This is a genomic window from Mucilaginibacter sp. BGA-UO-ETr-C110 (assembly GCF_059567985.1).
Window position 1 is genome coordinate 1 of sequence record NZ_JCAQPB010000002.1, and the last position, 14,385, is coordinate 14,385.

Genomic DNA, 14,385 nt, shown 5'->3' on the forward strand with positions numbered 1-14,385 from the left:
GACAAACCATTAGCGCTGCCGCGCCGATTGACATACTGCCGCTTTATGTAAAAGCAGGTTCCATCATCCCAATGGGTCCGCATATGGAATACGCCACCGAAAAACCGGCCGATAACATCGAACTGCGCATTTATCCAGGTGCTGATGGTTCATTTAAATTTTACGAGGATGAGAACGATAACTACAACTACGAAAAAGGGCAATACGTCACTTTTACATTCCTATGGAATGACAAACGGAAAGAATTGACGATTTCAGACACCAAAGGAAAATTTGCCGGTATGTTAAGACGCCGCATTTTCAATATTGTTGTGGTTGATGGTAAACATGGATCGGGTCCGTCAGAAACTGTCAGATTTGATAAAAGAGTGGTGTACAACGGCAGTGCTGTGGTGGCGAGATTATAGCATAGTTATTATAGTTAATACAAATATACCTGGCTGCTTTGATGAGGTGATGAGGCAGGTAATGCATCTGTACATCCGGTTACTGGCGCGTCCTTGTTTTTTTAGTGCCTTTTTACAAGAAACCAATTTTATTTACAATATGAGAACCTTAAACTATTTTTATTGCATCGCAATCATGCTGGTGGTATCGGGATGCCACAAACAGCAAATGGCCAATTCACCCGTTAATCCGCTTGTTAAAACGGGCACCAAAACGTTGACCGCAACCAGTTACCCGAGTTACAACACATCCCCCCTTCCGCCTGATCAGACAGGTATGAGCAGTACGGCGGTTCAGATCGCTTCAAGAATCCAGTTAGGATTTAACATTGGTAACACCATGGAAGCCGTTAATAATGAAAACGGATGGGGAGCTCCTAATATTACCCAGGCATTCATCGACAAGGTAAAACAAAGCGGCTTTACCGCAATACGGATTCCTTGTAATTGGAATTGGTCACATGTACCGGATTCTACAACTTCAAAAATAGACCCCGCCTGGCTTAGCCGTGTGCAGCAGGTGGTGCAATATTGTGTTAACGACGGTTTATATGTGATATTAAACATACATTGGGACGGCGGATGGTTGGATAACAATATTACAACTGCGGCGCAGGCTGCAGTTAACGCCAAACAAAAGGCCCTTTGGGAGCAAATTGCAACGCAAATGCGTGGTTTTGATGAACACCTGCTTTTTGCCAGCGCGAACGAACCTCCGGCTGCAGATGCCACAGGGATGAGCATTTTGCTTTCTTATCATCAAACTTTTATCAATGCGGTGAGATCAACCGGGGGCCATAACAGTTACAGAACTCTGGTAATACAGGGGCCAAGTACAGACATTGTAAAAACAAACAGTTTGATGAACACCCTGCCCACAGATCCGGCCTCCAATCGCATGATGGTTGAAGTTCATTACTACACCCCTTATAATTTTTGTTTGATGGACGGCGACGCATCATGGGGCAATATGTTTTATTATTGGGGATCAGGATATCACTCCACCACCGATCCTTCCCGCAATGCAACTTATGGCGAGGAGTCGGACCTCAATGGATATTTCCAATCAATGAAGACGAAGTTTGTTAACCAAGGCATCCCGGTGGTCTTAGGGGAATTTGCCGCGGGGCGCCGATCGTCCCTTACAGGAGATGCTTATAATCTCCATATTGCTTCCAGGGCATATTGGTATAATTATGTTATACACCAAGCATTGTTGAACGGTATGCTGCCGTTTCTTTGGGACACTGGGTCGATCATTGACAGGTCGACGTACACCGTAAAAGATCAACAACAACTGGCTGCAATGGTGCAGGGGACGCAAAGTAGTACATCTCCGGGAATTCAGGCTGGAAGCGTATATCAGATTGTTAACAGATACAGTTTTAAGGCTCTGGATATTGCCGGCTGGGGAACCGCTAATCAAACATTAGCAGATCAATGGGATTATTCAGCCGGATCAAATCAGCAATTTAAAGTGCAGTCTGCCGGCAGCGGCTACCTGTTAACGCCGATGCACACCTCTGGTAAGTGCCTGGAAATAAATGGCTGGTCTACTACTAACGGCGGTTTCGCAGATATATGGGCTTACACCGGTACGGGCGGAAATAACCAAAATTGGTTAATTCAGCCAACCGACAACGGGTACTATAAAATTATCAATGTCAATAGTGGGAAAGCCCTGGAAGTCGCACAATCTTCGCTCGCAAATGGCGGCGCGCTTGATCAATGGGATTACAATGGCGGCAAAAACCAGCAATGGGCATTTTTGAAATTATAACTTTTAGAACTGCTGCAAAGCAATTTAAACATCCGTTAAAAACCTGCTATCGGCCGGTTTAAAAGACAGATAAGAGAATAAAACATTTAGTTGAAAAGACAGGTCAATGCGGTCCGGGGTGCGATACGGACGCATTTTTTTAAAAGATCATAACCATAGTTGTGATTGAATTTGAAAAAGACAGGTCAATGCGTCCCGAGTGAGATCCGGGGCGCATTTTTTATGATCTATTGTGATCAATAACAGCAATGGATAATTAGCTGTATTGTTATATATTCATAATCTTATTGTGTCACATTTATATTACCTTAGTGTATTGGTTATATTTTAATTCTGTTGATTCCCGGTTCGTCCAATGTTGAACTCCATGCGCGTAAAATTCTATTATTACCTTCTTGTGCTTACATTGATTGGGGGATGTCTCCCCGCTTTTGGACAAAGCGGCCAGTACCGTTTCTCGCACCTCGATATAAGTGACGGACTATCGCATAACCAGGTCAACAGCATATTAAAAGATTCGGAGGGCTTCATGTGGTTTGGTACGGCCTCAGGCCTCAACCGGTTTGATGGCTATACCTTTAAAGTATTTAAGCATGACAGCAATAATAAAAATTCTGTCAGCTATGATTTTATCACAAATATTTTTGAAGGTCCTGATAAAAAATTATGGATATCAACGCGCAATGGGTTCTGTTTTTATGATCCTGATACAGAGAAATTTAATAGTGATATGTCATTGTTGTTGCGGCCTTTAAAACTCCCGCTTGATCAGAATGTCACTAAGATAGTCCAAACTAGTGCTGTGGACTTTTGGTTTTTGTATCCGGATTCAGGTATTTACCGATATAATACGGTAAGCAAGCAGACGAAACATTATGATCATGGTACTAATTCCATCCCTTCGTTATATTCAAACTCCATTACAGATATCTCCGTTGATAGTAAACGTAATATATGGATAGTATACAGTGACGGTACAGTGGAAATGTTGGATGTTAAGCTTAATAAAATCAGCTATCAAACAGATATTTTTAAAAAGGCAACCAATAAAAAAAATGGTTATTATTTCTTAACCGTCGACCGGGATAATGATCTGTGGTTTTACGCGCCATATGGTGATTTGGGTGTGTTTTATTATAAGCCACCAACAGGGACTCTTCAGCATATTGATAAGGAATCAGCCGGGATAAAGTTAAGCGCAAGTATCATTACCAATATCGTCGAGGCCGATGATGGCCGTATATGGATTGCGACCGATCACGGAGGAATCAACGTACTGGATAAAAAGAAATTTGAAATGACGTACCTGCTAAACCGTGAAGACGATGTCAAATCGTTAAGGCAGAATAGCGCTAAGCTCTATAAGGATAATTTGGGTATTATATGGGCCGGCACTGTTAAAAAAGGAATAAGTTATTATCATAAAAATATTATCAGGTTTCCGCTTTACCAGCATTTTGCGTCAGATCCCGCCAGTTTGAGTTTCAACGATGTCAACAAATTTGTCGAAGATAAGCTGGGGAATTTATGGATTGGCACCAACGGGGGAGGCCTGATTTATTTTAACCGCAAAAGCGGCAAATACACACAGTACAAACACGATCCGGGAAACCCCAATAGCTTGACTAATAACATTATTGTCACTTTATGTATTGATCATGACCAAAAGTTATGGATCGGAACGTATTTTGGCGGGCTGGATTGCTTCGACGGCAAAATATTCACCCATTATAAACACGATGACAAATTAGCCACCAGTATTGCTGATGATAGGGTATGGAGTATTCTGGAAGATTCCTCCCTCCGTTTATGGATCGGAACGTTTGAAGGTGGTCTGGAGATTTTCGACCGGCCAAAAAAAATATTTTATCATCCTTTTAAACAGTCCGATATCAGGTCCCGAATGGTGTCCTCTATCTTTGAGGATAAGCAAGGCAATATATGGACAGGGGGATACCTGGGTGTAGATGTTATATTGAAAAATACTGGACGGGTGATCCATTATATCGCCAATGGAAACAGCGTAAATAGCTTAATCGACAATACCGTAAACAGTATCAACCAGGATAGCCGTGGTTTGATATGGATCGCGACGGCAGGCGGCGTGAATATTCTGAATCCTGAAACAAACGCATTCATCTCACTGACGAAGAAAAACGGGCTCCCCGCTAATGCCGTATCGAATACAGAAGAGGATGACAGGGGAGCGATGTGGTTGAGTACGTCAAACGGGTTAAGCCGTGTTACCTTAACACCAACAGCAAATACTTTTACATTTCACTTTGAAAACTTTGACGAAACGGATGGCCTGCAAGGCCGGGAATTTAATATAAATTCCGCTTTAAAAACACATCGTGGGGAACTGATATTTGGTGGCGGCGATGGCTTTAATATGTTTGATCCAGCAAGTATACAACCTGTTACCAATAAATCCCGGTTAGTTTTTACCGATTTTCAATTGTTTAACAAGAGTATATCGGCCAATGAGGCTGTTAATGGTCATGTGGTGCTGTCAAAAGCCATAGCAGTAACACGAGATATAACCCTCAATCACAGCGAAAATGTTTTTTCCATAGAATTTGCCGCTCTTGATTTTTTTAACCCGGGCAAAGTTAAGCACCAGTATATGCTGGAGGGTTTTGACAAGGGCTGGGTAAATGCCGATAACAGGACGCGGAAAGCCAGTTATACCAACCTGGATCAGGGCGACTATGTTTTTAAGGTACGGGCCACTAATGCAGAGGGGGTGTGGGACCCGGATTATATTTCATTAAGAATTAAAATACTCCCTCCATTCTGGGAATCGACCTTAGCTTATATCATTTACCTGGCACTGTTTCTGGGTACGCTTTTGTTTATCCGGCAAAGGGGGATACAAAAAATAAGAAGAAAATTCCTTGCGGAAAAAGAAAAACGGGAAGCTAGATTAATCATTGAACAGGAGCGCCAGGAAATTAAGCGTATGCAGGAACTCGACCAATTGAAGACTAAATTTTTGACGAATGTTAGTCACGAGTTCAGAACGCCACTGTCTTTGATCATGGCGCCGGTTGATAAAATGCTTATGCGCGCTGATCGGGAACAGGAACAACAGCTGAACATGATCAGAAAAAATGCCAGGCGACTGTTAAACCTGGTCAATCAATTGCTTGATTTTCGTAAGATGGAAGTTCAGGAGTTGAAACTGCATCGCAAGCCTGGAGATATTGTAAAGTTCATCAGGGAGACAAGCCTTTCATTTACAGATATTGCGGAAGAAAAAGAAATCGGGTTTGTATTTGACACTACGATTGATTCTATGTTTACCACATTCGATCAAGATAAGATAGAAAGAATATTGTTTAACCTGATATCAAATGCTTTTAAATTTACGCCTGCCGGCGGCAAAGTAAGTGTCCTGCTTAATCCGAATGAGGAGGCTGATTGCAAAATTGTTCTTGAAATTAAAGTGATCGACACGGGCATAGGCATTCCCGAGGAAAAGCATAGTAAAATTTTCGAGCGTTTTTTTCAGCACGATATCCCCGATTCGATGATCAATCAGGGCAGTGGCATAGGCCTTGCGATAACCCGGGAGTTTGTGAAGATGCATGGAGGAGAAATTATGGTTGAAAGTGTGCCGGACTACGGCAGTTGCTTTATCATCAGGCTGCCGCTCGTCATTTGTACCCCTCCGGAAACGGACATGTCAGCCGGCGATGAGGCTGATAATGAAAACCTGGTTGATGTCAGCCAAAATGAAATTAAAACGGTCGCCAAACAGCAGCGGGCAAATAAAAAGCCGGTGGTCCTTTTAGTGGAGGATAACGATGACTTTCGTTTTTATCTGAAGGATAATTTAAAGGATATATTTTTATTGATTGAAGCTTCAAACGGACGGGAAGGGTGGCAAAAGGCGCTTTCACTACACCCGGATATTATCGTAAGCGATATCAGTATGCCGGAGATGACTGGGATTGAACTGTGCAAAAAACTAAAGAATGATAAGCGTACCTCACACATTCCTGTTGTACTGCTAACCGCATTAACGGGTGAGGAAGAGCAAATCAAAGGCCTGGAAATCGGAGCGAATGAATATGTGACCAAACCTTTTAATTTTGAAATACTGCTTTCAAAGATCAAAAACATCCTCACGCTCCGGGAAACCTACAAACGGACCTACAAAAAGCAAATCGATGTCCAATTACAGGAACTACTTATAGAAAATGAAGACGAAAAGCTGTTAAGGAGCATCGTCGAATATATAGAAATAAATATCTCTAATGACAGTCTTTCGGTAGAGGAGTTAAGCCGCAAGATGAACATGAGCCGCGGATCGCTTTATAACAAGATACTGATGCTTACCGGCAAATCACCTCTGGAGTTCATCCGCTCCATACGGTTGAAAAAAGCGGTGTATTTATTGGAAAATAGCCAAATGACCATTAGCCAGATCTGCTATGAGGTGGGTTTCAATACCCCTAAATATTTTACGAAACTGTTCAAGGATGAATACAACATGCTGCCCTCTGCCTACATCACTTCCGTTCGGCAAAACGGATTGTCCGAAGCTGAAAGCGGCAAATAATCTGATTTTACCCTGCCCCGGTTTCACCAACCGTTTCGGTCACTTCAATGACGGATTTGAAAATGAATTGATTCGAAATCTGCCCGGTATGACTGGAACAGGTTAGTCATGGTTTGTCCTCTATAACCCTTAATACTTCCAGTAAGTATGCTAATGGGCCATTTATTTCTTCAAACGTTCGCAAGTACCGGAATACTTACGAACGTTTTTTATATTTTCTCAGCTAAAGGGATTAATAGATCCTGATTACCATGCTGGCATGGCTATCAGCAGGTTTCATGCTTACTTCCAGCCTCCACCCAAATTTTGGTACAGCGTAACTATTGCAGTTAACTGTTGCAGCCTGTCGCTTACGCTGCTGAGCTGGGCCGATAAATATCCCTGCTCCGAAGTAAGTACATCTGTATAAGTTACAAAGCCCCCTTTCAATAGCAAACGGTTATAATCTACCGCCCGTTTCCAGGCATCAAGCTGCAGGTTACGGGTAGTTGTTTTGTTTTTTGCCGACTGGTAACTGTAAAGGGAGTTAGAAACCTCCTGGCCGGCGCTTAAAACCGTTTGCTGAAAGGTTAATACATATTCGTCATATTGGGCTTTAGCCACCTGTAACCGCTGTTTATTAAGGCCCTGATTAAAGATAGGCTGCGTTAAACCACCAACAATATTACCGAAGAAAGACGCTGAATTAAACAGGCTTTGGGTAGTAGCAGACTGCCATCCGCCCTGTGCGGTAATGGTAAGCGAAGGATAAAAATAGGCCCTGGCCACGTTAATTTGTTCAAAATAATACCGTACGTTAAATTCCGCCTCCTGAACATCAGGTCTGTTGCTTAATATTTGTGCCGGTAGGCCGGTTTGCAGTAAAGTATCTACCTGCTGCACCTCTAACGCGTTCCTTTGAATGGTTCCTGGTTGCCTGCCCACTAAAACACAAATCGCATTTTCGGTTTGACTGATATTATTTTGCAGATCAGGAATGGTAACCTCGGCTGCGTACCTGTTGGCTTCGCTTTGTGCTACTGATGCTTCATTGATACGATTAGCCTTTTTTAAAGCATGATTGGTTTCCACATCATTTTTGTAGCTTTCAACCGTTTGCCTGGTTATGGCCAGCTGTTTATCATAAGCCAGTAAATTATAATAATCAGTGGCTATGTTAGCAACCAGTTGTGTTTGAACAGATCTTCGGTAAGCATAACTTTTTAGCAATGAGGCTAATGCTGCTTTATTGGCGCCTTTTAGTTTACCCCAAAGATCAATTTCCCAACTGGCGCTTCCGGATAATTCATAAATACGGGTAGGGAATATACCCAAAGAACCACCTTGCGAGCCTGACGTTCTTTGCTGGGTAACCTGCGGTTCTACACTTAAAGTGGGTAGAAACGCAGCTTTACTTTGGCGAAGATTTGCTTCGGCTTGCTTGATACGGGTAACTGCTATTTTCAAGTCATAGTTATTAGCTATACCCTCCTGCAGCAAAGCTTGCAGCTTTTCGTCCGTAAACATTTGCTTCCAGGATATATTGGCCAAAGAGGTTGTGTCCTGATTATTTGCACCGCGGTATAAACTGTCTGTTTTAACATCGGGGCGTATATAGGCCTGTCTTAATTTACATGAAGGCAGGACTATTGCGGTTGCCACAACTATTGCGACAACACTGCTGAAATATTTTAAGTTCATAAACATTATCTTTTTTAATGTGTCGCGGCAGGGGCAGTACCGTCTGTTGATTCTTTAGGCTTGTTTTTGCTGCTCAGTTTCTCCTGCAGTGATTGAAAAATGATGTACAATATTGGGATAACGAATACACCGAAAACCGTCCCGATCAGCATACCACCTACAGCGCCTGTACCGATGGAACGGTTACCGGCTGCACCAACACCTGTTGAAAACATCAGTGGCATCAGACCGAAAATAAAGGCGAGTGAGGTCATTAATATAGGGCGTAAACGGGCTGTGGCGGCTTCAACGGCCGCCTCAATGATGGGCATTCCCTTTTCTCGCCTTGCTACCGCGTATTGTACAATCAGGATAGCATTTTTGGCCAGTAAGCCAATCAACATCACTACGGAGATCTGCATATAGATATTATTGTCGATCCCCATTATTTTGGCGAAGAGATAAACTCCAGACAACCCAACGGGTAAGGAAAATAACACAGCAAGCGGGATGATATAGCTTTCATAGAGCGCGCTCAGCAGGAAAAACACAAACACCACGCACAATATGTAAATAAAGATGGTTTGGCTTCCCGCACCAACCTCTTCCCTTGATAAACCCGAATAGTCAAAAGTATAACCTGCAGGCAGGGTTTTGGCGGCAGTTTCCTGCACTGCTTTAAGCGCGTCGCCACTGCTAAAGCCAGGTTTGGGGCTTCCTAATACCGAGATATTATTGAACAAATTAAACCGGGATAAGCTCTGCGGCCCATTGATGGCAGTAAGTGTTATAAATTCTGAAGCAGGGGACATGGTACCTGATCCATTTTTTACATAGATATTGTTAAGTCCCTGTGAGTTGCTTCTGTATTTTGCATCGGCCTGGATCATTACCCGGTATTGTTTACCAAACTCATTAAAATTTGATGCATAAATACCTCCATAGTAACCCTGCATGGCGGTCATCAGATCGCTGACCAATATGCCGGCCTGTTTTGTTTTAGCCACATTTACCGACATTAGGTATTGCGGGTAGTTGGGGTTAAAACCTGTAGCGCCGTACAATATTTCGGGCCGCTGATTTAAGGCGCCCAGAAAACCTCCGGTTACCTTATAAAAATCGGCAATGCTACCACCTGTTTTATCCTGCATTTCAATGGTGAATCCATTGGCATTACCAAAACCCGGAACAGTAGGAGGGGCGAAAAATAAGATCTTAGCATCTTTGATATCTTTCGTCAATCCAAATAGCTGCCCTATAACATCATCAACCTTGACCCCTTTTCTTTTGTCCCATGGTTTAAGCTTGAAAACCAGGAGTGAAAAGTTGCTGCCTGTTCCGTTAATAATACTTTGGCCGGTAACTTTAGCCCTGTTTGCAACCACAGGGATCCTGCTGGCAATTTTATCAACCATATCCGTTATTGCGGCTGTTTTTTCAAGTGAAGTACCTGGCGGCAAGGTGATATCGCCAAATATGGTACCCTGATCTTCGCTGGGTACAAATCCGCTTGGCGTTGTTTTCATGCAAAACACCAGGAGGGCACTAAAACAAACTACCATTACCGGAACTATCCAACGCCTGCGGTTTAAAAAGCCTATGGAACGCTGATACTTATTTTTTAAGGCATCAAAAGCGGTATTAAATGCGGCATAAAACCGTTGTAAAAGATTTTTCCTGTGCGTTTCATGTTCATCATGTGGTTTCAGGAACAAGGCGCATAATGCCGGGCTTAACGTAAGCGCGTTAATGGCTGATATAATGATTGCCGAAGCTAAGGTTAGCCCAAACTGTTTAAAAAACACACCCGAACTGCCACTTATAAATGATACCGGGATAAATACGGCCGCCATGACTAAAGTGATGGCAACTATGGTACCTCCCAACTCGCTCATCGCGTCAATAGAAGCTTCTTCTGCTGATTTATAACCCTCGTCAAGTTTAGCGTGTACCGCCTCGACCACTACGATGGCATCATCCACCACAATACCTATGGCCAGAACCATGGCAAATAGTGTAAGGAGGTTAATAGTAAAGCCAAACAGACTAAGACAGGCAAACGTACCAACGATAGAAACGAAGACCGAAACACCCGGAATAATGGTTGAACGGAAATCCTGCAGAAATATAAAAACAACGATGAAAACAAGTATATAAGCTTCGATCAAGGTTTCAATTACCTTTTCGATAGAAGCACTCAAAAAGTCGTTCGCGTTTAATAGAGAAACGTAACTCACGCCCTTAGGAAAAGATGTCGAAGCCTTGTCAAGCGTAGCTATGGTTTCTTTAATAATGGTTTGTGCATTTGAACCGGCTATCTGGCTCACCGAAATAACAGTGGAGGGTTTACCATCCGTACTTAAATTTGACGAGTAGGTAAGCGCCCCCAATTCAAGCCGGGCAATATCCTTTAACCGTAACAGGGAACCATCGGCATTTGAACGCATGACGATGGTTCCAAACTGGGTGGTGTCTATTAATCGTCCTGTGTATTGAATGGTGTATTGGAATACCTGGTTGCTGTTCTCACCGAATTTACCCGGAGCAGCATCAAAGTTTTGCTCGGCAAGCGCATTGTTTACATCTGTTGGTGTTAAACCATAGGTAGCCATTACATCAGGCTTTAGCCATATCCTCATGGAATAATCCTTGCTGCCGAAGGCTGATACGCTACCCACCCCGCTGATCCTTTTTATTTCCGGGATGAGGTTGATGTTGGCATAATTATTTAAGAATGTTTGATCATATTCCGGGTTATCACTTTTAAGCGCAAAGATGAGCAGGTTACTGCTTTGCTGTTTCTGAACAGTAACACCTGCCTTAGTTACTTCTGCAGGCAGTACGTTGCTTGCAACCGACACCCTATTTTGTACGTTTACCGCGTTCATATCGGGGTTGGTACCCAATTTAAAGTATACGGTTATAGTGGCGCCGCCGTCATTGGTTGCGCTTGATGTCATATAGGTCATTCCGTCTACACCATTGATCTGTTCTTCCAGCGGTACGATAACGTTTCTTTGAATAACATTTGCACTGGCCCCTGTATAGGTTGCTGATACTACAACAGTAGGCGGCGCTATATCCGGGTATTGCGAAACCGGCAGCCCCAGATAGGCCAGTACACCCAGTATCACAATCATGACTGATATTACAGTTGATAATACCGGCCTTTTAATGAATATTTTAAGCATGATAATATTTTTTAAATTCAGGCGATGCCCTATTTGTGATTTGAATTTTTAGTGCTGTTTGTAGTTTGTGTTTTGGCATCAGCATACAAACTGTCGGCATTGGCGGGTATTGGTTTTATAGCCATTCCAGGCTTTAAATTGCCTAATCCTTCTATTACTATTTTGTCACTTTGTTTTAAACCGCTTTGCACTACATATAAATTGCCTATCGGGTTATCAGATAGCTGCACTCCTGTATTTACGGTACTGTCTTTATCGCTTAGCGTATACACAAACTTTTTACCTTGCATATCATAGGTAGCGTTCTGGGGGATCAAAATGGCGGCATCCAGATTAACTGGTATTTTAATAGTGGCACTACTGCCGCTCCTGATTAAGCCGAGTGGGTTGGGGAAATTAGCCCTGAAGCTTACCGAGCCGGTTTCTGTGGCAATTAGTCCGCTGGCCATTACAATCCGTCCTTTTAGCGGATATGCTGAACCGTCGGCCAATACCAATGATACATCGGCCATGGTAGCCAGCTTATCCTTTAAGGTATTGCCTTTTACAGTTCTTGAAAATTCAAGCAATTGCTTTTCATTTAAAGAAAAATACACGTAGATGTTTTTTGTATTGTAAACGGTGGTAAGCGGATTGGTTGATGTGCTGGTAATGAGGCTGCCAACTTTATAAGGAATAGTACTGATTACCCCATCTGACGGACTGGTGAGATAGGTGTAACCCACATTCACCTGGGCGTTCACCAGGTCTGCCTTGGCCGAAGCCAGGGAAGCTTTTTTTGATTTCAATGTGAATTCATCAGATTTTAGTTCGTAATCGCTGATGATATTCTTATCTACTAATGGCCTTACCTTCTCCACATTCATTTCGGCCGTACTTACGTCTGCCTCTGCAATTTTTACATTAGCCAGGGCTGTTCTTAAAGCAGCATCATATTGAGGATTCCGGAGTTGAAATAAAGGCTGACCTTTATGTACAACAGCGCCTTCATCAACAAAGATGTTTTGTATAAAGCCATCAACTTTAGGACGAATCTCGATATCCTGTTCGCCCTGGATAGTAGCGGGATAATTATAATACATCGTTGCCGGACCCGAGTACACCCCGGCAGTTTTATAAGGGATTGGTCCTGATGGGCCGCCCGGACCTCCAGTACCGGCACCTGGTTTTGCTCCGCTATGGCAGGCAGTGAATAATATGGGTAGTAGTAACAGTATCATAAATGCTGTACTCTTTTGTGGCGATATGCTATTTTTCATGTTGTTTTATACTAATTGTTTGACTTTATTATTCTGTTAATTTGTTTTACTTTATTGTTTTATTAAATTGTTTAACAATTTTGTTAAATCAAGGTCAAAAAAAATGCTTTTTTCAAGCATCTAAAAAAAGCAATTTGATGATCACCTCCTTGCGTTCTGCAATCAGCTTTTTATATTCATCGTCATTAATGGAGAAAGCGTTTTTAATAATATCCCGGCCTAAAAACGGAAAAGAGCATAATGACATCATGCTAATGATAAAATGATGTGGCGTAATAGGTTTCATACGGCCCTCTGCAACCTCATTTTTAATATCATTTTCTAATTGTTCTATTCTTTCTTTCTCATTGCTTGGCTTTAATAGTTGTAATTGAATTGTTGGATTGGTATTAATTTCTGTTGCAATGAACATTTCCAGGTAGGGATGTTTTAGAGATTTTTCGATAAAAGTTTCAATGAATTTTTCAGTTCTCTCCCTGAATGAGAATCCCCCCTCCATAATATCTTGTATCTTACTTCTCATTTCTGTAGTTGCTTCGATAAAAACGGTATCAAACAGTTTTTGCCGGCTGCGAAAATAATAATGAATGGATGCCCGGTTTATTCCTGCTGCATCAGCTATTTCCTGGGTTGTAGCATGAAGTTTGCCCTCTGCAAAGAAAACCCTTTTCGCGGTTTCCTTGATCAACTGTTCGGTGTCTGTAGCTAAAATTTCCATTATCTGAATTGTTTAACAATATGTATATGCAAATTTGTATAACATTTTTGTTAAACAAAAATTAAATTGTTTCTATTGTGTAATCTTTGAATTAAAAAGTGTCATATCAGATATGCACACTCAGGGGATATGGTATATCTGTAAACTCACCAACTTTGGTCAGGGTACCCCGTCTGTTACGTGCATCGCAATTTCAGTTTTGCCGCCAGGCGTTGAGGCGGATGGTAGGTTGAAAAACGCACATTTATTCTACTTTTTACGAATATCTGCTCCTTCTTCCGAATCTTGCAGTTGCTAAATCTAATTTAAGCCTGAGTTTTCGTGAATTCTGGATTGTATAGGTGTTTGCTGTATGTGTAAATATCTTGTTTTCAGTTGTTTATAATTAATTGAACATTTAGTCTATATTTTTAGTCAACTCTGCCATGTCCTGTAGTTTAAGTTAGTATAGTTTCACTCCCCGGAATAAAGCCTCAAGGCGATGAGTTAACTCACACCGCCTTTGAACGATGTTCCACCAATTATCAATAAGCCAATAGTTAATTTTTCGTGACCGAGTAAACAGGCTGATGGCTTGCTTAGCTTTTTTGCTGGTAGTTCGAGCGGACTGATGCGCAGAAACTTATCCATGAAGTTGATTCAAACGGTTGTTATTGAGTACTGGTGTGCCCTGGAATTATACAAACCCAAACCCTATTGATATAGATAAGAATTAAAACTATTCATTACTAACCAAAACAACAATGAACCAATTATCAAACCTTA

8 protein-coding genes are annotated in these 14,385 nt (G+C 42.1%); 3 read left to right on the top strand and 5 right to left on the bottom strand.

Annotation, left to right across the window (positions count from 1 at the left end; genetic code table 11):
- From AC57BQ_RS01415 to AC57BQ_RS01425, 3 genes are all read left to right on the top strand, one after another.
- On the top strand, positions 1-407 hold a 407-nt coding region (locus AC57BQ_RS01415), incomplete at its 5' end, for a DUF5110 domain-containing protein (RefSeq protein WP_496404578.1).
- A 139-nt stretch (positions 408-546) separates the two neighbouring features.
- Positions 547-2,226: a cellulase family glycosylhydrolase gene (locus tag AC57BQ_RS01420; RefSeq protein WP_496404579.1), complete on the top strand. Its 1,680-nt coding sequence runs from the start codon at positions 547-549 to the stop codon at positions 2,224-2,226.
- A gap of 367 nt (positions 2,227-2,593) precedes the next feature.
- Positions 2,594-6,793 (top strand): hybrid sensor histidine kinase/response regulator transcription factor, encoded by a 4,200-nt coding sequence (locus AC57BQ_RS01425; RefSeq protein ID WP_496404580.1) that lies wholly within the window; start codon positions 2,594-2,596, stop codon positions 6,791-6,793.
- Positions 6,794-7,075: 282 nt separating this feature from the next.
- On the opposite strand, the gene AC57BQ_RS01430 is transcribed toward AC57BQ_RS01425, so the two are convergent.
- The 5 genes from AC57BQ_RS01430 to AC57BQ_RS01450 form a co-directional block, all read right to left on the bottom strand.
- The gene (locus AC57BQ_RS01430) at positions 7,076-8,473 is read right to left on the bottom strand and encodes an efflux transporter outer membrane subunit (RefSeq protein WP_496404581.1); all 1,398 of its coding nucleotides are present in this window, start codon (positions 8,471-8,473) and stop codon (positions 7,076-7,078) included.
- Between the two features lie 14 nt (positions 8,474-8,487).
- Positions 8,488-11,643, bottom strand: a complete 3,156-nt coding sequence (locus AC57BQ_RS01435) for an efflux RND transporter permease subunit (protein ID WP_496404582.1) — start codon at positions 11,641-11,643, stop codon at positions 8,488-8,490.
- A gap of 29 nt (positions 11,644-11,672) precedes the next feature.
- The gene (locus AC57BQ_RS01440; protein WP_496404583.1) at positions 11,673-12,902 is read right to left on the bottom strand and encodes an efflux RND transporter periplasmic adaptor subunit; all 1,230 of its coding nucleotides are present in this window, start codon (positions 12,900-12,902) and stop codon (positions 11,673-11,675) included.
- A 112-nt stretch (positions 12,903-13,014) separates the two neighbouring features.
- Positions 13,015-13,620, bottom strand: coding sequence for a TetR/AcrR family transcriptional regulator (locus AC57BQ_RS01445; protein ID WP_496404584.1), 606 nt, complete (start codon positions 13,618-13,620; stop codon positions 13,015-13,017).
- Between the two features lie 486 nt (positions 13,621-14,106).
- Positions 14,107-14,250: a hypothetical protein gene (locus AC57BQ_RS01450; RefSeq protein WP_496404585.1), complete on the bottom strand. Its 144-nt coding sequence runs from the start codon at positions 14,248-14,250 to the stop codon at positions 14,107-14,109.
- Between the last annotated feature and the right edge of the window lie 135 nt (positions 14,251-14,385).